Here is a 22,600-nt window from a genome sequence, read left to right as displayed (position 1 = left end):
CCCGGACAGGCGCACCGCGCCGCCTCCGGGAATTCTCCTCGGTGACCGGGGCCACGGGTCCGTGCGGTTTGGGTTTTGTAGCCCGGACAGGCGTTTTGCGCCGCCTCCGGGAAGGCACCCCAGGACATCGCTGCACACCTTGCGGGCGCGAGCGAATGATTTGAGTATATAATCAGCCTGAAAAAGACCGGTGATGATGGATCTAAACCGGGTATGCGTTCAGCTTCAGTGGAGAACCCCGTTGCGCGTCAGCCGTTCACTTACAATTAAACAGATGGCGATGGTCGCGAGCGTGTCCATGGCGTTTGTATTGGTCTTCTGCTCTATTTTGCTGTTCCACTTTGTACAGCAGAGTCGCTTTACCACGGCCACGCAATTAGAAAGCATCGCGCGTTCCGTTCGCGAACCGCTGTCAGCGGCTATCCTCAAAGCCGATATTCCTGACGCGGAAGCCATTCTGAGCCGCATTCAGCCTGCAGGCATCGTCAGCCGGGCGGATGTGGTATTACCGAATCAATTCCAGGCGCTGCGAATGCGCTTTATTCCCGAGCGCCCGGTGCCGGTCATGATCACCCGCATGTTTGAGCTGCCGGTGCAGATTTCACTACCGATCTATTCCCTTGAACGACCAGCTAACCCGCAGCCGCTGGCCTATCTGGTGCTCCAGGCCGACTCGTATCGCATGTATAAGTTCGTGATGAGTACCCTGTCGACGTTAGTAACTGCTTACTTACTTCTGGTGCTGATTCTGACAGTGGCAATCACCTGGTGCATCAACCGCCTGATAGTACGGCCTCTGCGCAAAGTCGCCCGCGAGCTTAACGATGTTCCACAGCAGGAGCGTCTGGGCCACCAGCTCACGCTGCCGCGCCTGCATCATGATGATGAGATCGGCATGCTGGTGCGCAGCTACAACCGTAACCAGCAGACCCTGCTGCGCCTGCACGATGAACTCTCGTTGCAGTCGACCCGGTTCCCGGTCTCAGACCTGCCCAATAAAGCCTTTTTGATGGCGATGCTGGAGCAGACCGTTGCCCGCCCGCAGCCCTCGGCGCTGCTGGTTGTTGCCTGCGAAACCTTACAAGATACTGCTGGCGTGCTGAAAGAGACGCAGCGTGAAATGCTGCTGCTGACCCTGGTCGGAAAGCTGCGGGCGATCATTCCTGCGCAGATGGTGCTGGCCCAGGTCAGCGGTTATGACTTCGCAATTCTGGCCAGCGGCATTACCGAACCCTGGCAGGCGGTGACGTTAAGTAAGCAAGTACTTACTGTCGTAAATGAGCGTTTGCCGCTGTATGGTATTCAGCTTCGCCCCTGCGCCAGCATCGGTATTGCGATGTTTAATGGCGAGATCAACGCCGAACAACTCTATCGCCGGGCGTTTTCCGCCGCGGTGACCGCGCGGCGTAAAGGGAAAAACCAGATTGAGTTCTTCGATCCAGAGCAAATGGAAAAAGCGCAGCGCCGATTAATGGAGGAGCACGATATTCTGACGGCGCTCGATAACCAGCAGTTTGCTACCTGGCTGCAACCGCAGGTGGATACCGCCAGCGGTGAGGTGTGCGGTGCGGAAGTGCTGCTGCGTCAGCGTCAGGCGGACGGCAGTTGGTCGCTGCCGGGGGATCTGATTGAGCGTATCGAAGCCTGTGGGCTGATGGTTCCGGTCGGTTACTGGGTAATGGAAGAGGCCTGTCGGCAGCTTGCCGCCTGGCAAAATCAGGGGATCATGCTGCCGCTGTCGGTTAACGTGTCGTTGCTACAGTTACTGCACCACGATCGTGGCGCCGAAATGCTGGCGCTGCTTTCGCGCTACCGTATCGCGCCGGGAACGCTGGTACTGGAAGTAACCGAGAGTCGCCGGATAGACGATCCGCAGGCGATAATCTCCCTGTTACGCCCACTGCGTGAAGCCGGCGTGCGGATTGCATTGGATGATTTTGGTATGGGCTACGCGGGCCTGCGGCAGCTGCAGCATATTAAATCGCTGCCGGTGGACATTCTGAAAATCGATAAAGTCTTTATCGATATGTTACCGGACGATATCAGCATGGTTCCGGCGATTATCCAGCTGGCGCGCGGTCTGAATTTGCGTATTGTCGCGGAAGGGGTCGAAAACCAAGCGCAGTATGCCTGGCTGCAGGAGGCGGGCGTAGAAGCGGTTCAAGGATATCTATTTGGCTGCGCCATGCCGCCAGACGCTTTTATGGCACGGTTTTTAAAGACCGATGCTGAGGATGCAAATTTGTAACGATATTGTTAGCTTGTACGAGTCAGCTCTAAAAAATTAACAATTCCATTGCAATTTAACTCCTCGTTATTTCTGAAATGTTTCTTGGGTGTTATTTTTAAGCCACAGACGCGATATCCACTCTTTGTCTGTGGTTTTTCCCAAAGGACACCTATGAAAATCTCTTTCTTTAAAAGCCTTTATGTTCAGGTTTTATCGGCCATCGCGATCGGTATTCTGCTGGGCCACTTCTACCCGGAACTGGGCGCGCAGATGAAACCCCTCGGCGATGCCTTCGTTAAACTGATTAAAATGATTATTGCACCGGTTATCTTCTGTACAGTCGTGACAGGGATTGCCGGGATGGAAAGCATGAAGGCCGTCGGCCGCACCGGGGCGGTTGCGCTGCTCTATTTTGAAGTCGTGAGCACCATCGCGCTGATTATCGGCCTGATTATTGTCAACGTGGTGCAACCCGGCGCGGGAATGAACGTGGACCCGGCGACCCTCGACGCGAAGGCCGTGGCGGTTTACGCCGAACAGGCGAAAGATCAGGGCATTGTGGCGTTTTTGCTCGATATTATCCCCGGCAGCGTGATCGGCGCTTTTGCCAGCGGCAACATTCTGCAGGTGCTGATGTTTGCGGTGCTGTTTGGTTTTGCGTTGCACCGACTGGGCAGCAAAGGCCAGCTGATTTTCAACGTTATCGAAAGCTTCTCACAGGTCATCTTCGGCATCATCAACATGATTATGCGCCTGGCGCCAATCGGTGCTTTCGGGGCAATGGCCTTTACCATCGGTAAATATGGCGTCGGGACGCTGGTGCAGCTTGGTCAGCTGATCGTCTGCTTCTACATCACCTGTATCCTGTTTGTGGTAGTGGTACTGGGGTCGATAGCCAAAGCTACCGGCTTCAGCATCTTTAAATTTATCCGCTATATCCGCGAAGAGCTGCTGATTGTGCTGGGAACCTCTTCATCTGAGTCAGCGCTGCCGCGCATGCTCGATAAGATGGAGAAACTCGGCTGCCGTAAGTCGGTGGTGGGGCTGGTTATTCCAACGGGCTACTCATTTAACCTCGATGGCACCTCCATCTATCTGACAATGGCGGCAGTGTTTATCGCTCAGGCAACCAACAGCCACATGGATATTTTCCATCAGATAACCCTGCTGGTGGTACTGCTGCTATCATCGAAAGGCGCGGCGGGCGTAACGGGCAGCGGATTTATCGTCCTCGCGGCGACCATTTCCGCCGTCGGCCATTTGCCAGTAGCCGGTCTGGCGTTAATCCTCGGTATCGACCGCTTTATGTCCGAGGCGCGTGCGCTGACTAACCTGGTGGGTAACGGCGTGGCAACTATCGTGGTCGCTAAATGGGTAAAAGAGCTGGACTCCAAACAGCTGGATGATGTCCTGAATAACCGTACTCCAGCGAGCAAATCGCACGAATTATCCTCATAAATCCACCTGTTAGGCCCGTTGTCCCTTGCTGGACTCCGGGCTCCTGCGCATAATTAGGGGTCGCTGCCGCTTGCACGGTGGTGACCCTTATGATTTTTTAACGTCTACATGCGACATTTTCATCTCCGCGTGGTCTAAACGACGTACTTAACTCACCACATTTTTTCGGCGGCCCGCCTGTGGGCTGCTGTTGTAACCAGGATTGTTCATCAGGGGTTCACATGCAGGGCACAAAAATTCGACTCTTAACCGGTGGTTTGCTGATGATAGCGGCGGTCGGTTATGTGCAGGCAGAAGCGCTCCAGCCGGACCCGGCCTGGCAACAGGGGACACTTGCTAATGGGTTTCAGTGGCAGGTTTTAGCCACCCCGCAGCGTCCCAGCGATCGTATCGAAGTTCGCCTGTCCGTGAATATTGGCTCGCTGAGCGAAAGCACTCAGCAGAGCGGCTTTAGCCACTTTATCCCGCGTCTTGCACTGACGCAAAGCGGTAGCCTCCCGACTATGCAGGCGCGTTCTTTGTGGCAGCAGAGTATTGACCCTAAGCGTCCTCTGCCGCCCGCCATCGTTTCTTATGACTACAGTTTGTTTAATCTGAGCTTACCGAATAACCGCAATGATCTGCTGAAAGAAGCGCTGAGCTGGTTGGCGAGCGCTAGCGGTAAAATGTCGATCACCCCGGAAACGGTCAACCACGCGCTACAGGGCGAAGACATGGTGGTGACCTGGCCTGCGGATACCAAAGAAGGCTGGTGGCGCTATCGGCTGAAAGGCTCAACGATGTTGGGGCACGATCCAGCGGCACCGTTGAAACAACCGGTTGATATCGCTCAGCTCAAAGATTTCTATCAAAAATGGTATACCCCGGACGCCATGACCCTGATCGTGGTCGGCAACGTGGACAGCCGCAGCGTCGCGGAACAGATCAACAAAACCTTTGGCGGCCTGAAGGGCAAACGCGAAACGCCAGTAGCGGTTCCGACGTTATCTCCGCTGCCGACGACGCCGGTCAGCATCATGACCGATGCGGTGCGCGAGGATAAGCTGTCGCTGATGTGGGATACGCCGTGGCAGCCTATTCGTGAATCGGCAGCGCTCCAGCGTTATTGGCGCGATGATCTTGCGCGTGAAGCGCTGTTCTGGCACGTACAGCAGAATCTGAGCAAGAGTAATATCAAGGATATCGGCCTGGGCTTTGATTGTCGTGTGCTCTACCAACGTGCGCAGTGTGCGATCAATATCGAATCGCCGGGTGAGCGCTTGAACGCCAACTTGACGACCGTGGCGCGTGAGCTGGCGAAAGTGCGCGACAACGGCCTGCCGCAGGATGAGTTTGATGCTCTGATTGCGCAGAAAAACCTTGAGCTACAGAAGCTGTTCGCCACCTATGCGCGTACTGATACTTATATCCTGATTAGCCAGCGGATGCGTTCGTTGCAAAACCAGGTGGTGGATATTGCTCCCGAGCAGTATCAGAAGCTGCGCCAGGAGTTTCTTAACTCGCTGACGGTCGATATGCTCAATCAGTATCTGCGTCAGCAGCTATCGCAGGATATGGCGTTGGTATTGCAGCAGCCACAGGGCGAGCCGGAGTACAACATGAAGGATCTGCAGGCGACGTGGGAAAAACTGATGATGCCTGCGCCAACGGCGGCGACCAGCAGCGCCAGCGATGTTGTGGAAGGGCGTAACGAAGTCACTGATATTCCGCCAGGACAGTAAAGAAAAACCGGATAGCAATGCTATCCGGATTTGCTAATGGCAAATCTGTTTTGGGTATTGCGCCGGGTGTTTTTCCCCGGAGGCGATGCTGCGCATCTATCCGGGCTACCAGTCAGCAGACGGCCGTGAACCCGTAGCCCGGTCAGCGCAGCGCCACCGGGAAGCAGCAGCGCCGGTGTATCAGCCCCTGCACATTTCCCGGAGGCGGCGCTGGCGCGCCTTGTCCGGGCTACCGGCCCGCAGAGCGCTGTGACAATAGCGCAGCGCGAGCCGGGAATTAGCGACGCTACAGTTACTGCGGCATCGCTTCGCGCGGGATAACCGCGCCGCGATACTGAATTACCGTGCTGGCGGTCAGGTGTCCGCGTTTCGCCGCAGACTCTGCATCGCCGCCGGTCAGGCGCACAGCCAGATAGCCCGCGCTGAATGAATCGCCAGCAGCGGTAGTATCAACCACTTTCTCTTTCGGTAGCTTCACGGCCGGGATTTCCAGCTGCGGTTGACCGACAATCGCCACCAGGCAAGAGTCAGCGCCGCGTTTAACCACCACTTCTTCAACGCCAGCGGCGTGAGTGCGGGCGATCACTTCTTCGACCGGCTTCTCTCCCCACAGCGCATCTTCGTCGTCGAGAGTCAGGAACGCGATATCAGTACAGGTCAGCATCTGCTGATAAACCTGCTGCGTCTCTTCTTTGCTGCTCCACAAGCGCGGGCGATAGTTATTATCAAAAATCACCTTGCCGCCGTTTGCGCGGCATTCGCGCAGCAGCGTTAGCAGCTTCTCGCGACTGGTCGGGCTAAGGATAGCCAGGCTGATACCGCTAAGGTAAAGGTAATCAAACGTTGCCAGCTCTTCGCAGATAGCCGCAGACTGCTCGCTCTCCAGCCAAAATTTCGCCGCCGCTTCATTGCGCCAGTAGTAAAACGTACGCTCACCGGTGTCGTCGGTTTCGATGTAATACAGGCCCGGCAAACGGTCAGCCATACGCTGTATCAGGTCCGTCTGGACATTTTCACCTTGCCAGGACTCCAACATCTGCTGGCTAAAAGTATCCGTCCCCAGCGCGGTGACGTAATGCACACCCAGCACGCTGGCGTCGGTCTGACGGGCAATATAGACGGAGGTATTTAAGGTATCGCCGCCAAAGCCACGGTTTACCGCCGCGCCTTTCTCTGACAGCTCAATCATGCATTCGCCAATGACGGCAATTTTCTTAGACATAGTGAGGACCTGAAATTAAATCAATATTAACCCTAGTGTGCGCTGGGCCGCTTTTATGGTCAATGATATTAAAACAACGTTCCATTATTTTTTTGACATAACGCGGATTATGTGACGAAAACCTGTAATGGCTCAATAGTAATGTCCGCCTGTGGCTCAATTCAGATGTCCGCGCTATGGTAAGCTTCACTGGTCCGTTTAAACTACCGGGAGGCATATCATGAGCGCAGAAAGCTCAGGAGTGTTTACTTTGAAAGAGATCAACCGGATCAAGATTATACAGGACGTCATTGAACGTCGCATCACAACGCGCCGTGCGGCCGAGCACCTCGGTATCAGCGACAGGCAATGCCGCAGACTTCTTGCCCGTTACCGTGAAGGCGGACCGCTTGGTATGGCCAGCAGACGATGTGGCATGCGTGGTAACCGCCAGTTGCCACCCGGGCTCGCAGATCAGGCTCTGGAACTGATCAAGACGCGTTATGCTGATTTCGGTCCGACTCTGGCGCGTGAAAAGCTCGAAGAACTCCACGGACTGTTTCTTGGCAAAGAAACTGTCCGGCGCATCATGGTGCGGGCTGGCTTATGGGTTCCCCGTAAACAACGTGCCGCAAGGATCCCTCAACCACGGTACCGGCGTCCGTGTACTGGTGAGCTGATACAAATAGATGGCTGTGATCACGACTGGTTTGAAGGCCGTGGCCCGGCCTGCACCGCGCTGGTCTATGTTGATGATGCAACCAGCAAACTGATGGAACTGTTGTTTGTTAAATCGGAGTCCACGTTTTCTTACTTCGAAGCCACGCGGCGCTATATCGATAAGCATGGTAAACCGCTGGCACTGTACAGCGATAAAGCCGGTGTTTTTCGTGTTAACAATAAACACGCCACAGGCGGAGACGGGCATACTCAGTTTGGGCGAGCCATGCATGAACTGAACATCCAGACTATCTGTGCAGAAACCAGTCCCGCCAAAGGGCGTGTAGAACGAGCTCACCTCACTTTACAGGATCGTCTGGTCAAAGAGCTGCGGTTACAGGGCATTTGTTCAATGGAGGCTGCAAATGACTTCGCTGAGGCCTATATGGCTGACTATAACCGCCGTTTTGGCAAAGTACCGCGACATGATTTTGACGTACACCGTGCTGTAGAACATGATGAGGACCTGGGGCTTATTTTCACTGTTCGTGAAAAACGTAAAGTCTCAAAATCGTTGACGATACAATATGATAAAATGTTGTACCTGATTGAAGACAGCGAACTGAGTCGCCGTGCAATAGGTAAATATATCGATGTGTATCACTATCCTGATGGCAGAAAAGAGCTGCGCCTGAACGGTACGCTACTTCCCTACTCTACCTACGACCGACTGTCAGAAATCGACCAGGGCGCGATTGTCGATAACAAGCGTCTTGGCCGAACCCTGGAGTTTATCAGTCTGGTGCAGAGCAAGCGGGATAACACGCGCTCTCAGTCAATTCCCGCTGGAGATGGCCCTTCCCGACGACGGCCAAAGCAGGAAGGGAAGAAATCCCAGCGCTCACTGGATAATGATGACATGCTCGAAGCACTCAAACAGCTTCAGTCACGTTCAGAGGACATTTTTGGTAAAAGAGCCCGCTGATGGTACTCACTGGCCGGACAGTGGTTGCTCACCAGTTGATATTGTCCGGCCAGACCCATGATGTATTATTCATTTCGTTCAGCATCTTTATGTCCTGCTTTTCACGGGCATACTTACCCCATAATGAATGAAAAGAACGAACAATACTGATTAACTGCTTTTTTCTTTGCTCCGGAGATAGGCTGATAAAATAGCAGCACCTGCTGTCAATATTATCCTCAATGAAATTAAAATCAGAGTCTGATGCATATTTTACTGTTAGCATAATATCATTCGACGTTGTTCTCTCAGACTCTGTTAATGCTGATTCTATCAGGTATTCAAAGGCATACATGACAGACAGCTGGTTTTTGTCTGTCTGAATATAACCCATTGAGTTTCTGAGTATTGAGGACTGTACCAGGACCAGAGGCCATAAAAGCTCAACACCATAAAGCTTATATGTATCATGTTGATCATACTGATGTTGCTCAACACGACGATTACCTTCCCGTGCTTTACGAATATCATAGGCAAGGGATAACATAAATCCGTCTTTAACTTTAATCAGTGGGCTTTCATCCACGATGTAATGAATGAGTTCATGTAATTCATTCAGGGCTTCTGAATCTCCCCACAGTATAAAACCTGCATTGTTCGGCGTTAACTCGTATCGAAGCATGGGCTCAATCATCCTGTTGTTTCAGTCGGAGGAAAGTCTATCAGTAAAGAGAATGAGAGATCAAAGTGGTCATTTTAATTGAGCTGGATAACGGACATTTCAATTGAGCCTTGACAAACCTCATTCGGCGGAGCACCTGGCGTTTCTCAACTATATTCAGGACTAACATGTTGCAAAAGGAGTGCAAAGGGGATGAGCAGAACCCGTAAAACCGTTGCGATTATCTCGGGAACGATAGTCTTACTGATCGTTGTGTTTTTTATTGTGCTGGCGACCTTTGACTGGAATCGCCTGAAGCCGACGATTAACCAGAAGGTTTCCGCTGAACTGAACCGACCGTTTGCCATTCGCGGCGATCTGGGCGTGGTCTGGGAGCGCCAACCTGGCGAAAGCGGCTGGCGTAGCTGGGTTCCCTGGCCGCACGTTCACGCCGAAGATATCGTCCTCGGCAACCCGCCAGACATCCCGCAGGTGACGATGGTACATCTGCCGCGAGTTGAAGCGACCCTCGCGCCGTTGGCGTTGCTCAGCAAGACGGTCTATTTACCGTGGATCAAGCTGGAGCAACCGGACGCGCGGTTGATTCGATTGTCGGAGAAAGCGAATAACTGGACATTTGATCTCGCCTCGAACGATGCGGCGAATAAAAACGCGCCGCCTTCCAGCTGGTCTTTCCGCCTCGACAATATTCTTTTCGATCGCGGCAAGATTGCTATTGACGATAAAGTGACCCGCGCCGACGTCACGATTATGGTCGACCCGCTGGGTAAACCGCTGGCGTTTAGTGAGGTGACGGGTGAAAAGGGCAAGGGCGAGTCGCAAAAAGTCGGCGATTACGTCTTCGGCCTGCAGGCGAAAGGCAGCTATAACGGGCAGCCGCTCTCCGGGACGGGAAAAATCGGCGGCATGCTGGCGCTGCGCAGTGAAGGGACGCCGTTCCCGCTACAGGGTGATTTTCGTTCCGGCAATTCCCGGGTAGCGTTCACCGGTACGGTTAACGATCCGCTTAACCTCGGCGGGGTCGATCTGCGGCTGAAATTTTCCGGCGATTCGCTGGGCGATCTCTACGACCTGACCGGCGTTCTGCTGCCGGATACGCCCGCTTTCTCAACCGATGGGCATCTGCGGGCCACTTTCAAGGATAAGAGCGGTTCACGTTTTGCCTATCAGGATTTTAATGGCCGCATCGGCGAGAGCGATATTCACGGTTCGCTGACCTACACCACCGGTAAACCCCGGCCTAAGCTCGAAGGCGATCTGGAGTCCCGACAGCTAAGATTGGCGGATTTAGGCCCGCTGATCGGCGTCGATTCCGGGGGGAAAGGAAGTAAAACGGAACAACGTAAAGGCGAAGCCTCGCCGCAGCCCGCCGGGAAAGTGTTGCCATATGACCGTTTTGAAACCGACAAGTGGCAGGTAATGGATGCGGATGTGCGCTTTAAAGGGCGCAAGATTGAGCACGGCGGGACGCTGCCGATTAGCGATCTCTCCACCCACGTGATCCTTGAACGAGGCGACCTGCGCCTGCAACCGCTACGTCTTGGCCTCGCCAACGGGACTATCGCTGGCAGTATTCATCTGCAAGGAGATAAAAAGCCGCTACAGGGCACGGCGAATCTACAGGCGCGGCGTCTGAAGCTGAAAGCGCTGATGCCAAACGTGGAGATGATGCAGAAAACCCTCGGTGAGATGAATGGCGATATCCAGCTTCGTGGGACCGGTAATTCCGTCGCCGCGCTGCTGGGCAACAGTAACGGTAATTTGAAGCTGTTGATGAACGACGGACTGATTAGCCGCAACCTGATGGAAATTCTTGGCCTGAACGTCGGTAACTTTATTATTGGGCAGATCTTTGGCGATGACGAAGTGCGGGTGAACTGTGCGGCGGCGAATATCGATGTGACCAACGGCGTCGCCCGGCCACAGGTGTTTGCCTTTGATACAGAAAATGCACTGATCAACGTGACCGGTACCGCCAGCTTTGCCTCGGAGCAGCTGGATCTGACTATCGATCCGGAGAGTAAGGGCTTTCGCATTATCACTCTGCGTTCGCCGCTGTATGTGCGCGGTAGCTTTAAATCACCGAATGCGGGCGTGAAGGCGGGACCGTTGATTGTGCGCGGTGCGGTGGCGGCAGCGTTGGCGACGTTGGTCACTCCGGCCGCAGCATTACTGGCGTTGATATCGCCTGCTGAGGGGGATGAGAATCAGTGTCGGGCGATTTTATCGCAGATGAAAAAATAAGGATGGGGATTCGCCCTCGGCTGCACAGAGCCGGGGGCGAAGTCAGTGCGTTACAGCGATTGATGGCGCGTTTCGTGAGTGAGCAGCAGCGCAATCATCGTCAGCGCCGCCATTGCGGCCAGGTAGAGCCCAACCGCAGGCAGGCCGTAGTTGCCCTGTAGCCAGGCGGCGATATACGGCGCCACGGAAGCCCCGAGGATCGACGAGACGTTATACGAGAAGGATGCGCCGGTATAGCGAACTTCGGTCGGGAACAATTCCGGCAGCAGCGCGCCCATCGGGCCGAAGGTCAGCCCCATCAGGCTCAGGCCAAGCAGCAGGAAGGCAAAGACCAGTACTGGATTGCCGGAGCCAAGAAGCGGTTTAAAGGCAAACAGCGCGAAAAGGATGATCAGCGTGGTGATAACGACCATGCTTTTACGACGACCAAATGCATCCGCCAGCAGGCCCGCAACCGGCACCATCACGCCAAAACCAATTACCGCCATCATTAGCATCCACAGCACTTCGTTGCGCGGCAGACCGAGGCCAATCGGCGCGGCGGCGGTGCTGAAGGTCATGGAGTAGACGGTCATGATGTAAAACAGCGTATAGGTCGCCAGCATGATGAATGTGCCGAGAACGGTCACGCGGACATGCTTTGTCAGCAGAGTGCCTAACGGGATTTTCACCTGTTTCTTGGCGGCGGCGACTTTAGCGAACACCGGCGACTCGTGCAGCGAAACGCGGACGTACAGGCCGATGATCACCAGCACAGCGGAGAAGATAAACGGCATACGCCAGCCCCATTCCATAAACTGCTGGTCGGTCAGCAGCCAGGAGAGCAGCAGGAAGGTCCCGTTAGCGAAGAAGAAGCCGATAGGCGCACCGAGTTGTGGGAAAGAGCCGTACAGCGCGCGCTTGCGCGGAGGAGCATTTTCCGTGGCCAACAGCGCCGCACCGCCCCATTCACCGCCAAGGCCGAGGCCCTGACCGAAGCGCGCCAGTGCCAGCAGTACCGGGGCCATAATGCCAATGGTTTCATAGCCCGGCAGCAGGCCGATAACCACGGTAGAGATCCCCATCGTGAGCAGCGAGGCCACCAGCGTCGCTTTACGGCCTACGCGGTCGCCAAAGTGACCAAATACCGCGGAACCAATAGGACGAGCAATAAAGGCGATCGCGAAGGTCGCCAGCGATTGTAGCGTCGCGGCAGCGGGGTCGCCCTGCGGGAAGAAAATGTGCGGAAATACAATAACCGCCGCGGTGGCATAAATATAGAAGTCGAAGAACTCAATGGCGGTACCGATGAGCGAGGCGACGACGACTTTATTGCGTGAGTTAACCGGTACGGTTTCCTGCGCGTTGTCGAGTGTTGTGGCTGTGGCTTGCATAGATCTTTCTTATTTTTTGCGAACGAAAGGCCATATAGCCACAGCCTTGGGGACATTTCAATCTGTAACAAGGGAAGCGGTAGTCTAAAAAATAGGCAAAAAGTGAATAATTTCTGCACCAGAAGAATAAGTTCTATGAAATGCTTCACACAATTAAAATAATGGTTGATAAAACCAGGTTTAGGTTAAATAAAAGTTACATGTTGGATTTATCTGCTGAAATGATGGGTTGGGCTGAATTTTGCGACTTCATTCAGCCCAACGATTGCTCAATCGTGGGTTTTACCCGGCATTCGGCGGTCATCTTTATACTCGGCGGTGGCAATCCATGCGGCGCAGAAAAGCGTCAACCGGGCGAAGAAATAGAAGAAGGCCATTATCCCCAGCACCGAGCCAAACGCCGCGCCGGAAGGGGATTTCACCAGCGCTGGTAGCGTCCAGGTCATGATGATTTTGATTATCTCAAAGCCAATAGCCGCAATCAGGGTGCCGCGAATCAAGGCCTTGCGGCGGGGACGATGGCGCGGGAGCCGCCAAAATATCCAGAAAAATAATAGATAGTTGGCGAAAATGGATATCGCCAGGCCAATCAGTCGCCATGCTGGTTTCAGCCACTCAATGCTATCGAGATAGAGCGCCGAAATAATCATTTGCTGGGCCGAGCCTGCGACAGAGGTGATTGATAAGGTAATCACCAGCGCAACCAGCAGGCCTATTAGCGAGATAAGATCGCGGAAGTATTTTACCCAAATCTTCTCCTGATCTTGTGGTGTGCGTTCCCAGACGTCGCGCGACTGGGCGCGAATCGCTTCGCGCAGGTTGCCCATCCAGTTAATCCCGGAGTAGAGCGCCACCAGCAGGCCGACGATACCGACGGTGGTACGCTGCTGCACGGCGGTGCTAATGGTATTTTTCAGCGTTGCCGCCAGCATCGGGTCGCTAACGTTGAGCAGGATTTTATCGAAAATATCCTGTAGCAGCGTGGGGTGCGAGGCCAGAACAAAACCGGCGGCGGCGAAAGAGACCATCAGAATGGGGATCATCGATAAAAACGAGAAGTAGGTGATTGCCGCGCCAAACTGATTGCCAAGCCGGTCGTTGAAGCGTTCAGCCGCGCGGATCAGATGCGCAATAATGGGGTTGCGCTGAACTTTTTCTGCTGTCCCGGTGACGCTTTTCAGCGCCTGATTGGCTTTTTTGGCGACGGTGGAGTCGTTGATCGCAGCGAGGGTGCTTTTGTTTTTTTCCGGCTGTTGGCCCGGATCCTGGGTCGGGCGTTGAGCGTCGTTTTCCGGCGTCATAAATTATTTCTTCCTTTCTTTACAGCTGTATTCATCAAAATTATATACATAAAATCGTGGATAAGGCGTTTGAGGGGGACATGAGCGTTGTGGATGAAGTGCGTTCATCTCGAATTTCCGATGGCATTTAGCTCGAATAGGTCCACGAAAAATTAATAACATTATGATATTGTTGGTTTTGTAGGCCGGGTAAGGCGACAGCCGCCACCCGGCGGAAATGTCAGCACAATCTCAAATACAGATTTTTCACCATTCTGATTAATCAACATAGCTTTTCATCAGCCCGCCCAGCCACTCCATAAATAGATGCACCCGGCGTGAAAGATTACGCCGGTGCGGGTAGAGCAATGAAACCGGCAGCGGTTCGGCGCGATAGTGGGGCAGAATTTCAATCAGCTCACCGGTGCGCAGCATCTCGCGAACGCCGGTACGTGGTACCTGAATAATCCCCAGTCCTGCCAGACACGATGCCTGATAGGTCTCGGTGCTGTTGACGGTGAGTACTCCGCCAGTTTTGACCCAGCGAACCACACCGTCGCTGACCACTTCAAACCCCAGCGGGCGAACACCCAGATTGCTGGCGTAGTGGATCAGCGCATGATCGGCCAGATCGTCGAGCGATTGCGGGTAGCCGAATCGCGCCAGATACTGCGGGCTGGCGCAGTTGATTTGCGTTAATTTCCCCAGCGGACGTGCGATGAGACCGGAGTCTTTCAGCGTGCCGACGCGCACCACACAGTCAAATCCTTCACGAACCACATCGACCAGCCGATCGCTGCTGCTCAGTTCCAGTTCGATTCCGGGGTACTGTTGCAAAAATCCCGGTAGTTGCGGAATGACCAGCCTTTTAGCCAGACTTACCGGCATATCTACCCGCAGGCGTCCGCTGATGCTGGAGGGGTCAAGCTGGAACATGCCGTCCAGTTCGTCGAGGTTGCTAAGCAGATCCCTTGCGCGTTCGTAATAGACCATACCGTCCTGAGTGAGCTGCACCCGGCGGGTTGTGCGGTGCAGCAGGCGAGTGCCAAGGTGGCTCTCCAGCGCCTGAATCTGACGCGATACGCTACCTTTAGGCAGGCCGAGGGTATCGGCGGCGCGAGAAAAACTCTCCAATTCCGCTACCCGAATAAACAACTGCATTGCGTGAATTTTATCCATCCCGGAAGCCTATTGTTGTTTATGTTGAAACAGTAAAACGTAATCTAGCGTATTTATTGTATTTATTGCATCTAATAAGCTCTTCAACCATACAAACACAATGGTGAAGGGGTTTTCTGATGACACAACGTATTGCTTTAGTGACCGGCGGCAGCCGCGGATTGGGAAAAAATGCCGCGCTGAAGCTGGCGGCGAAGGGAACCGATATTATTCTGACTTACCACAGCAACTCGCAGGCGGCGCTGGAAGTTGTCGCAGAAATTGAGCGAACAGGCGTGAAAGCAGCGGCATTACCTTTAAACGTCGGTGATGTTAGCAGTTTTGAAAGCTTTGCTCAGAAGGTGGCAGAATTACTTCAGCAGCGCTGGCAGCGCGACACCTTCGACTATTTATTGAACAATGCCGGTATCGGTCTGAACGTTGCTTTTGCGCAGACCAGCGAAGCCCAGTTTGATGAGTTGATGAACATCCAGTTTAAGGGACCGTTTTTCCTCACCCAGCGCCTGCTGCCGTTATTGCAGGATGGGGGACGAATTCTCAATGTTTCCAGCGGGCTGGCGCGTTTTGCTCTGCCAGGCTATGCGGCTTATGCCTCAATGAAAGGGGCGATGGAAGTGCTGACACGCTATCAGGCAAAAGAACTCGGAGCGCGGGGAATATCGGTCAATATCATCGCTCCAGGCGCGATTGAAACCGATTTTGGCGGCGGTGTGGTGCGGGATAACGCGCAGGTCAACCAGCATATCGCCGCACAAACGGCGCTGGGAAGAGTCGGTCTGCCGGATGATATCGGCGATGCCATTGCCGCGTTGCTGAGTGACGATCTTCACTGGATGAACGCCCAGCGGGTGGAAGTTTCCGGCGGTATGTTTGTATAATCAGTCTGTCCCCCAGCATGCTGGGGGACGGCATTTAATGCGCTTTCTTATTCCGTAACATTCTTTCCGCGTTTTGCCATCGCCCGCGTTGCCGGGTTGGTTTAGAATCCATGAATTAATATTATTAGCATGTCTATTCGCCCACTTAATTAAGGATTTCCTTAATTTAAATGTAATAAATATTGTGAATGCGTAATGGTGACGATAAGGCATGTAACTATTCATTGTTTTGATATTTCATTAATCCCCTCCATCGGTAAAATGCCCCAGGCCAAACAGCGAGTTCTTATTTTATCTTGCTGATATTACCCTTCCCCCCTCATTTTATCGGGCGTTTTTTCGATGGAGATAAATCCATGCAGGTAATCATGTTTGACAGGCAGTCGATATTTATTCATGGAATGAAAATTGGCCTTCAGCAACACATTCCTGAAATTGATATTTTTGGTACCTGTCAGGCAGAGCAACTCTGGCAGAAGCTGACGGCGCACCCGGAAGCTCTGCTGATTCTGGATGGCGATATGCACAGTGAATTTTGCTGCTGGTTGTTACAGGAAAAACAGCTACGCTTTCCGCAAACTCAGGTGCTGCTGATCGTTTCTGATGATAACAAGAGCTGGCTGCAGCGTGTGCTCTCCTACAATGTGCGCGCTATTGTTCAGCGCGAAGAGAGTCTGCAAACTTTTGCCCAGGCGATTAACAGCATCCTGCTTGGGCTACTTTGTTTGCCAGGTGATTGGTTAATGACCGCAGAAACCCGGGATAATAAATTGGTTCATTTGAGCCATCGTCAGCGTGAGATTCTCCAGTTGCTGGCTGCGGGAGATTCGAATAAAGAGATTAGCCGGGCTTTAAATATTAGCGCCGGTACAGTAAAGGCTCATCTTGAGTCGTTGTATCGCCGACTGGATGTGAAAAATCGTACTCAGGCGGCGATGGTGTTTAATGGCGTCAGCGAAACTTAATCTACTGCAACGGAAAATCTTTCACACTCTTCTTGTCGTTGCTGATGGCCGCTGCGGATATTTCTCCACACGGCCAGCGCTTGTGCAAATCGCTGCTGGTTGAGGTGAGTCAAAATGGTATTGAGTGCGGGAGACGACGGGCCACAGCTAAAGGCTAATGAGACCAGCACATCATATTGTGATTGATTGAGCGGAATGTTGAGGTTCCGCTGGAGTTCCCGTTGGCATTGCAGGAGATCCACGATAAGTAAAGTATCCGCGACCTCCCGCGTAAAGTGACTGAAGGTTTCATAGTCATTGAGAACATGGCCGTAGCCAATCACGCGCAGGCCGTTCTCATCCCAATAGGGGTCGAGCGCTAATCCTTGAACTTGTTTAATAAAGTTCAGACCCTGCGGGCTTAGCGACGGTTTCGGTGGGGACATTTGGGCTTCCTCTGTTTCTGGCCTGCAGTGTAGAGGAAAAGTTGACCACTCCCTATTCGCCAGATGGCCCAGGCTGGTTGTAATCGTGACGCAGCAGGCCAAATAGCCAGTCATTATGCCAACGACCGTTGAGCCAATAACATTCACGCAGCTCGCCTTCCTGACGAAATCCAACCTTCTGTAGCAAGCTTTTTGACGCCTGATTGCCCGCGGTGACGGTTGCGGTGAGCCGCCTGATGCCGCCTGCGGAGAAGGCGTAATCGCACAGCGCGCGCAGGGATTCATAGCCGTAGCCTTTGCCCTGCGCCTGAGGAGCAAACAGAAAACCAGCTTCTGCGCAATCAGGAGCGTGATGATGATATCCGGTAAGGCCAAGGGGCGCGTGGGTCTGTCGATCGCGTACCACCAGGCACAGCCAGTGGGCAGCGCCGGGCGACCATACAGGCAGGCGTGAGTCAAAAGCCTCGCGAATTTCAGCTACCGGGCGATCGTCGGCGACGTAAAGCATCACCTGGGGGTCTTGCTGCAAAGAGAGAAAAAACGGCCAATCATCGAGCTGCAGCGGTGAGCAGCGCAGGCGTGGTGTAAGGAGTTCAGGCATGATAAGGCTTCCGGCGAAAGTCGATGTCAAGAACATAGCAGGACATCGACTCCGGGAATAGTGACCGGCTACGAAGGTTCGCCGTACAGACCGATTAACCGCCGCACCACGCCGTTGGTCCAGCCGAAGCCATCCTGGAGCGGATATTCCCCGCCGCCGCCCTCATGCGGCGTGGCGCTGGCAATATGGTACTTTTCAATCAGCTTATGGTGCCGTTTGTAGTAATGGTTCACCGTTTGCAGCCAGCTTTGGGCAATCTCATCACCCAGCGGGTCCTGACCGTACATTTTAAAACCCTGCACCGCCATCCACTGAAGCGGCGCCCAGCCGTTGGGCTTATCCCACTGCTCGCCGCTTTCATACTCGGTCGCCATGATGCCGCCGGGAGTCAGCAGGCGTGCGCGTACCGCATCGGCGAGCTGGTCAGCTTGTTCATGGGTCGCCATACCGACGTACAGTGCAACGATGCTGGCGGCGGAGAAGAGCGCCAACTGCTCGCGACGCCAGTCGTAATCGCGAAAGCAGCCGCTCTCGTCGTCCCACAGGTAGCGGGTGACTGCCGCCCGGCGGTCGTTGGCCTTCTGGCGAAAGGCTGCTTCCGTCTCGCGATCGCCCTTCAGGCCAGAAAGATTGGCGATGGTGTTTTCCAGCTTGAACAGCAAGGCGTTCAAATCAATGGGAATAAACTGAGTGGTGCGGATGCTCGCTAGCCGGGTAACATCGCGCAGCCAGCGGCTGGAGTAATCCCAGCCGGATTCCGCCCCGGCGCGCAGGTCGCGGTAAACCTCGTTCGGCGGTCGGCCGGAGCGTTTCGCCGTTTCCACATCTTCGCGCCAGGATTCGTCGCGCGGCGTATCGCGATCGTCCCAATAGCGGTTCAACAGCGAGCCGTCCGGCATGCGCACCACATGGCGATAGGCCTGGTTAGGTATCAGCGATTCCGCGCCGTCCATCCAGAAACGGTACTCCATTTGCAGATGATCAAGATAACGTTTTGCACCGCGCACGCCATCCTCCTCGAACAGTTCGACCATCAGCGCGAAGACCGGCGGCTGCGAGCGGCTGAGATAGTAGGTGCGGTTGCCGTTAGGGATATGGCCATACATTTCAATCATCCACGCGAAGTTGTCGGCCATGCATTTGAGCAGATCTTCCCGGCCGCTTTCCGCCAGCCCCAACATGGTGAAGTAGGAGTCCCAGTAATAGGTTTCGCTGAAACGCCCGCCGGGCACAATATAGGACTGCGGCAGCGCCAGCAGCGATGACCAGGGAATGTGATCCTGCGGTTCACGGGTGAGGATCGGCCACAGATTATCGATATGCTCTTTAAGCGATCGCTTGGGATCGGAAACATAATCCTCGGCGCGGTCGTCCGGCAGCCAGAAGTGTTCTTCAACGAACTGGCGTAAATCAAAGTCGGGCGTGCGTCTCACGCGACGATAGTGGATTAAAATATCCAGCGGATCCTGCTTCGGCGCGCAGTCGGGGAAGGTTTTACTATCGACGAAAATACGTGACTTCTGCACGTGGGCGAACAGTTCCAGGTAGCGGTCAGCAGGGGTCAGGGCATCCGAGGCGGGCAGCCCTTCGATGATCTCCGGTTCAGGTTCGGCGTCGAACATTTCATCCAGTTTTAACTCATACGGATCGGCTTCGTAGCACAGATCGTTTTCGATCCTCAACTCGTCGTCATCAACGTTGCGTAATTTCTGGCTGAACATAGTTATGCGGGCCTCCGGATTGCGTCTGTAGAGGATGCCGGGCGCGCCCGACCTGTCTATTAAGCGTAGACATTCGCAGCGGGATGCGGGAGGTAAAGTGTGTTCTGGATCACATTAAAGGGGTAAAAATCAGAACATTCAATTTTATAACAAACTGAATTATATGCTTAATTTTATCTGTCGGGATAATTCGCTTTTGATTGCTACGAGTTGTAAACGGGAGCCTGGTCAGGCCCCCGGTAAATTCAGAGGTAAAGTTCCGCTTTGCCGATGGAAGAAAACAGCCGCATTTTGTGTTCTACCACTGCACGAGCCGACGCCATTGGTTTGAGATACAGTGCGTTTGGTTCATGGCTGCTGGACTTGAGTTCCTCTTCCAGAGCGACAAAGAAGGCTTTTTTCATATCGCTGGAAATATTAATTTTACCGATGCCGTACTGGATGGATTCGGCAACTTCACTGTCTTTATTGCCAGAACCGCCGTGCAAAACAAGGGGAATATTGATGCGCTGGTGAATTTCCTGGAGGCGCTCAATATCGAGTTTAGGCTGCATACCTGCCGGGTACAGGCCGTGAGAGGTCCCGATTGCCACCGCTAGCGTATCGACGCCTGTTTCGTTGACGAAGCGTTCCGCCTGCGCCGGGTCGGTAAACAAAATCTCGCTATGCCCGCCTTCTGAACTTCCCTGAGCGACGCCAATAGTGCCAAGTTCTGCCTCAACCGAAACGTTAACCGTGTGAGCGACTTCGACGACGCGGCGGGTGATCGCGATATTTTCCTCCAGCGACATTGCAGAAGCATCGATCATCACGGAGGTATAGCCAGTGCGAATTGCACGCATAATATGCTCAAAGGTTTGACCGTGGTCCTGGTGAATAACAACCGGCACGGAGGCGTTGACCGCCAGCTCACGTAAGTAACCAATAAAGGCGTCGCCCACAAATTCATGCTCTTCGGGATGAACCTCCATAATTACCGGCGAGCGCTGCGCTTCGGCAACCTCAATAACCAGGCGCGCGAATTCCGCCGAGGCAATATTAAACGCCCCCACACCAAATTTATTGGCCTGAGCAACGTGCAGTAGATCTTTCATATTAATCAGCATGGCTTAACTCTCCTGAATAGTTTGCAGGGTATCTTTTTTGATAAAGCGAAGGATGACGGCGGTCAGCAGTGCGCCCGCAGCAATTGCAAATAGATAGCCCAGTACGTTGGTAATGACATTAGGGATAAACATCACAAAGACGCCGCCGTGGGGAGCGCGGGAAGCGCAGCCTAGCGCCATCGAAAGCGCCCCGGCGAGCCCTGAACCGGCAACAATGGCTGGGATCACTCTGAGCGGATCGGATACTGCGTAAGGGATAGCGCCTTCGGTAATAAACGACAGCCCCAGTACATAGGTAACTTTGCCGGTTTCTCTTTCCTGGTCGGTGAATTTGCGTTTGAACAATGTGGTTGCGAGTGCGATGCCTAAAGGTGGCACCATACCTGCGGCCATACAGGCAGCAATAGGTTCGTAAATGCCGGTAGACATCAGGCCGATAGCAAACATACAGACGGTTTTATTCAGTGGGCCGCCCATATCAAAGGCCACCATCATGCCCATCATTAGCCCCATGATTGCGGCATTGGTATTGCCCATATTGGCCAAAAAGGCGGTGAGGGCTTCAAGCAGCAGCTTAATCGGCTCTCCAATAACCAGAATCATCAGCGCGCCGGTAATAAATACGCTGAGCAGGGGAACAATCAGAATCGGTTTTAGGCCAGCAATCGCTTTGGGGAGGTTGATATATTTTACGATTGCAAACGTGACGTACCCGGCCATAAAACCGGCCAGCAGCGCACCTAAAAAGCCTGAGCCAGTATGTATTGCCAGCATCCCTCCGACGGCCCCGGAAACAATTCCGGCGTTACCGCTGATGGATTTGCTGATACCGAGAGATAATATCGGCAGCATTAGCGCAAAAGCGGCGCCGCCGCCAATATCGGAAAGCATTTTGGCGAGAGGGCTAAAGTGGGGGTCGCCTGGCGTTGCGGCGGTAATACCAAAAGAAAAACTGAGCGCAATTAAGATGCCCCCGGCAACGACGAAGGGAATCATCAGGTTGACGCCGGTAATGAGATGGACATAGACCTGAGAAAGTAGCTTATTGCGCTCCCCAGCAGGAGGGGAATCAGCAGTCGGCGACTGGCTTGCATTTTGCTGCAATTCAGCAGTCAACTTGCCGGAAATAATATCCTGTAATAATCCTGCGGCATCTTTCGCTGCGCGCGTCACTGATACCCGAATCACTTTCTTCCCGGTAAAACGGGAGAGGTCAATCACTTTATCTGCGGCAATGAGAACGATATCTGCTTTTTTTATATCTTCCTGCGTAAATATATATTCACTTTCTACCGCTCCCTGTGTTTCAACAAGAATATTAATGCCAATCTTTTTTGCATTTTTCTTTAAGTTGGCTTCTGCAAGGTACGTGTGAGCGACGCCCGTTGGACAGGCGGTAATGGCTATGATGTTCACGTTTCTCTCCTGGGAAAGTTATTATTCTTCGGTGTTGTTAATAATCAAGCTGTATAGTTCCTCCTGGGTATTAGCGTTAAGTAATTTTTCAACGATATCATCATCGCCCAGAGCGATTGACATTTTAGCGAGCACCTTGATATGCCCGGCACCGCTATCAATATCTTTGACGGCAAACAGGATAACCAGCTTGATGTCAGTGCTATCCATCGCCTCCCAATCAATGGGGGTTTTAAGTTTGGCAACGGCAATGCGCGTTTCATTGACCCAGGATGATTTCCCATGCGGGATGGCGATGTGATTTTCGAAGCCCGTCGCGCCAAGTTCCTCACGCGCCAGGACATCCTGAATAAAACCCTGTTTATTACTAATGGCTCCTTCTGAACATAATTGATCCGTCATCTTTTCGATAACATCTAATTTATTTTTCGCCACCAGATCGACCATGACGCATGATTTACTGAGTAAATCGGAAATAATGATTTTTTCTAACATC

At 53.4% G+C, this 22,600-nt stretch carries 18 protein-coding genes; 7 read left to right on the top strand and 11 right to left on the bottom strand.

Annotation, left to right across the window (positions count from 1 at the left end; translation table 11 throughout):
* Positions 1 to 241 precede the first annotated feature (241 nt).
* The 3 genes from hmsP to HV127_RS05490 all read left to right on the top strand — a co-directional run bounded on the left by hmsP (position 242) and on the right by HV127_RS05490 (position 5,409).
* Complete coding sequence (gene hmsP / locus HV127_RS05500) at positions 242 to 2,248, top strand: biofilm formation regulator HmsP (RefSeq protein WP_220471436.1); 2,007 nt, start codon at positions 242 to 244, stop codon at positions 2,246 to 2,248.
* Between the two features lie 153 nt (positions 2,249 to 2,401).
* Positions 2,402 to 3,688, top strand: a complete 1,287-nt coding sequence (locus tag HV127_RS05495; protein WP_110276204.1) for a dicarboxylate/amino acid:cation symporter — start codon at positions 2,402 to 2,404, stop codon at positions 3,686 to 3,688.
* Between the two features lie 221 nt (positions 3,689 to 3,909).
* Entirely contained in the window at positions 3,910 to 5,409 is a 1,500-nt protein-coding gene (locus tag HV127_RS05490; RefSeq protein ID WP_182235234.1) for a pitrilysin family protein, read from the top strand.
* A gap of 292 nt (positions 5,410 to 5,701) precedes the next feature.
* Here HV127_RS05490 and HV127_RS05485 read toward each other — a convergent pair whose 3' ends face one another.
* On the bottom strand, positions 5,702 to 6,631 hold the full coding sequence (locus HV127_RS05485) for a sugar kinase (RefSeq protein ID WP_182235233.1): 930 nt from the start codon (positions 6,629 to 6,631) through the stop codon (positions 5,702 to 5,704).
* A gap of 220 nt (positions 6,632 to 6,851) precedes the next feature.
* Between HV127_RS05485 and HV127_RS05480 the strand changes: the two genes are divergently transcribed.
* Positions 6,852 to 8,255, top strand: coding sequence for an ISNCY-like element ISKpn21 family transposase (locus HV127_RS05480; RefSeq protein ID WP_001567368.1), 1,404 nt, complete (start codon positions 6,852 to 6,854; stop codon positions 8,253 to 8,255).
* Between the two features lie 28 nt (positions 8,256 to 8,283).
* Here the strand turns inward: HV127_RS05480 and HV127_RS05475 are convergent, their stop codons facing one another.
* Entirely contained in the window at positions 8,284 to 8,916 is a 633-nt protein-coding gene (locus HV127_RS05475; RefSeq protein WP_001567369.1) for a hypothetical protein, read from the bottom strand.
* 192 nt (positions 8,917 to 9,108) lie between these two features.
* Here HV127_RS05475 and HV127_RS05470 point away from each other — a divergent pair, with 192 nt between their 5' ends.
* Positions 9,109 to 11,160: an AsmA family protein gene (locus HV127_RS05470; RefSeq protein ID WP_182235232.1), complete on the top strand. Its 2,052-nt coding sequence runs from the start codon at positions 9,109 to 9,111 to the stop codon at positions 11,158 to 11,160.
* Between the two features lie 50 nt (positions 11,161 to 11,210).
* On the opposite strand, the gene HV127_RS05465 is transcribed toward HV127_RS05470, so the two are convergent.
* From HV127_RS05465 to HV127_RS05455, 3 genes are all read right to left on the bottom strand, one after another.
* Positions 11,211 to 12,533, bottom strand: a complete 1,323-nt coding sequence (locus tag HV127_RS05465) for an MFS transporter (protein WP_110276200.1) — start codon at positions 12,531 to 12,533, stop codon at positions 11,211 to 11,213.
* A 269-nt stretch (positions 12,534 to 12,802) separates the two neighbouring features.
* The gene (gene yhjD / locus HV127_RS05460) at positions 12,803 to 13,834 is read right to left on the bottom strand and encodes an inner membrane protein YhjD (RefSeq protein WP_182235231.1); all 1,032 of its coding nucleotides are present in this window, start codon (positions 13,832 to 13,834) and stop codon (positions 12,803 to 12,805) included.
* A 258-nt stretch (positions 13,835 to 14,092) separates the two neighbouring features.
* Positions 14,093 to 14,992, bottom strand: a complete 900-nt coding sequence (locus HV127_RS05455) for a LysR family transcriptional regulator (protein ID WP_182235230.1) — start codon at positions 14,990 to 14,992, stop codon at positions 14,093 to 14,095.
* 119 nt (positions 14,993 to 15,111) lie between these two features.
* Here HV127_RS05455 and HV127_RS05450 point away from each other — a divergent pair, with 119 nt between their 5' ends.
* Together HV127_RS05450 and HV127_RS05445 are read left to right on the top strand one after the other, a co-directional pair.
* Positions 15,112 to 15,870: an SDR family oxidoreductase gene (locus tag HV127_RS05450; protein ID WP_182235229.1), complete on the top strand. Its 759-nt coding sequence runs from the start codon at positions 15,112 to 15,114 to the stop codon at positions 15,868 to 15,870.
* 356 nt (positions 15,871 to 16,226) lie between these two features.
* Positions 16,227 to 16,835, top strand: coding sequence for a response regulator transcription factor (locus tag HV127_RS05445; RefSeq protein WP_182235228.1), 609 nt, complete (start codon positions 16,227 to 16,229; stop codon positions 16,833 to 16,835).
* Here HV127_RS05445 and HV127_RS05440 read toward each other — a convergent pair.
* The 6 genes from HV127_RS05440 to HV127_RS05415 all read right to left on the bottom strand — a co-directional run bounded on the left by HV127_RS05440 (position 16,832) and on the right by HV127_RS05415 (position 22,599).
* Complete coding sequence (locus HV127_RS05440) at positions 16,832 to 17,260, bottom strand: lysozyme (RefSeq protein ID WP_182235227.1); 429 nt, start codon at positions 17,258 to 17,260, stop codon at positions 16,832 to 16,834. The two genes, HV127_RS05445 and HV127_RS05440, sit on opposite strands and share 4 nt — an antisense overlap.
* Before the next feature lie 52 nt (positions 17,261 to 17,312).
* On the bottom strand, positions 17,313 to 17,861 hold the full coding sequence (locus HV127_RS05435) for a GNAT family protein (protein ID WP_182235226.1): 549 nt from the start codon (positions 17,859 to 17,861) through the stop codon (positions 17,313 to 17,315).
* Positions 17,862 to 17,929: 68 nt separating this feature from the next.
* On the bottom strand, positions 17,930 to 19,582 hold the full coding sequence (locus HV127_RS05430) for an alpha,alpha-trehalase (RefSeq protein WP_182235225.1): 1,653 nt from the start codon (positions 19,580 to 19,582) through the stop codon (positions 17,930 to 17,932).
* Positions 19,583 to 19,827: 245 nt separating this feature from the next.
* Positions 19,828 to 20,688 (bottom strand): ketose-bisphosphate aldolase, encoded by an 861-nt coding sequence (locus HV127_RS05425; protein ID WP_182235224.1) that lies wholly within the window; start codon positions 20,686 to 20,688, stop codon positions 19,828 to 19,830.
* A 3-nt stretch (positions 20,689 to 20,691) separates the two neighbouring features.
* Entirely contained in the window at positions 20,692 to 22,104 is a 1,413-nt protein-coding gene (locus HV127_RS05420) for a fructose-specific PTS transporter subunit EIIC (protein WP_182235223.1), read from the bottom strand.
* A 21-nt stretch (positions 22,105 to 22,125) separates the two neighbouring features.
* Positions 22,126 to 22,599 carry a PTS sugar transporter subunit IIA gene (locus tag HV127_RS05415; protein ID WP_182235222.1) on the bottom strand — a complete coding sequence of 158 codons (474 nt, stop codon included), beginning with the start codon at positions 22,597 to 22,599 and terminating at the stop codon, positions 22,126 to 22,128.
* Position 22,600 lies beyond the last annotated feature (1 nt).

The organism is Klebsiella sp. RHBSTW-00215 (genome assembly GCF_014103785.1).
Lineage (GTDB): Bacteria > Pseudomonadota > Gammaproteobacteria > Enterobacterales > Enterobacteriaceae > Klebsiella.
Note: the sequence above shows the minus strand (reverse complement) of the source record. Positions and strands in the feature narration are given on the sequence as shown.

Coding starts and splice junctions, on each gene's coding strand:
- HV127_RS05430 (WP_182235225.1), bottom strand. CDS start 19,582: ATGTTCAGCCAGAAATTACGCAACGTTGATGACGACGAGTTGAGGATC.
- yhjD (WP_182235231.1), bottom strand. CDS start 13,834: ATGACGCCGGAAAACGACGCTCAACGCCCGACCCAGGATCCGGGCCAA.
- HV127_RS05465 (WP_110276200.1), bottom strand. CDS start 12,533: ATGCAAGCCACAGCCACAACACTCGACAACGCGCAGGAAACCGTACCG.
- HV127_RS05480 (WP_001567368.1), top strand. CDS start 6,852: ATGAGCGCAGAAAGCTCAGGAGTGTTTACTTTGAAAGAGATCAACCGG.
- HV127_RS05495 (WP_110276204.1), top strand. CDS start 2,402: ATGAAAATCTCTTTCTTTAAAAGCCTTTATGTTCAGGTTTTATCGGCC.
- HV127_RS05485 (WP_182235233.1), bottom strand. CDS start 6,631: ATGTCTAAGAAAATTGCCGTCATTGGCGAATGCATGATTGAGCTGTCA.
- HV127_RS05440 (WP_182235227.1), bottom strand. CDS start 17,260: ATGTCCCCACCGAAACCGTCGCTAAGCCCGCAGGGTCTGAACTTTATT.
- HV127_RS05450 (WP_182235229.1), top strand. CDS start 15,112: ATGACACAACGTATTGCTTTAGTGACCGGCGGCAGCCGCGGATTGGGA.
- HV127_RS05425 (WP_182235224.1), bottom strand. CDS start 20,688: ATGCTGATTAATATGAAAGATCTACTGCACGTTGCTCAGGCCAATAAA.
- HV127_RS05415 (WP_182235222.1), bottom strand. CDS start 22,599: ATGTTAGAAAAAATCATTATTTCCGATTTACTCAGTAAATCATGCGTC.
- HV127_RS05490 (WP_182235234.1), top strand. CDS start 3,910: ATGCAGGGCACAAAAATTCGACTCTTAACCGGTGGTTTGCTGATGATA.
- HV127_RS05470 (WP_182235232.1), top strand. CDS start 9,109: ATGAGCAGAACCCGTAAAACCGTTGCGATTATCTCGGGAACGATAGTC.
- HV127_RS05475 (WP_001567369.1), bottom strand. CDS start 8,916: ATGCTTCGATACGAGTTAACGCCGAACAATGCAGGTTTTATACTGTGG.
- HV127_RS05455 (WP_182235230.1), bottom strand. CDS start 14,992: ATGGATAAAATTCACGCAATGCAGTTGTTTATTCGGGTAGCGGAATTG.
- HV127_RS05435 (WP_182235226.1), bottom strand. CDS start 17,861: ATGCCTGAACTCCTTACACCACGCCTGCGCTGCTCACCGCTGCAGCTC.
- HV127_RS05445 (WP_182235228.1), top strand. CDS start 16,227: ATGCAGGTAATCATGTTTGACAGGCAGTCGATATTTATTCATGGAATG.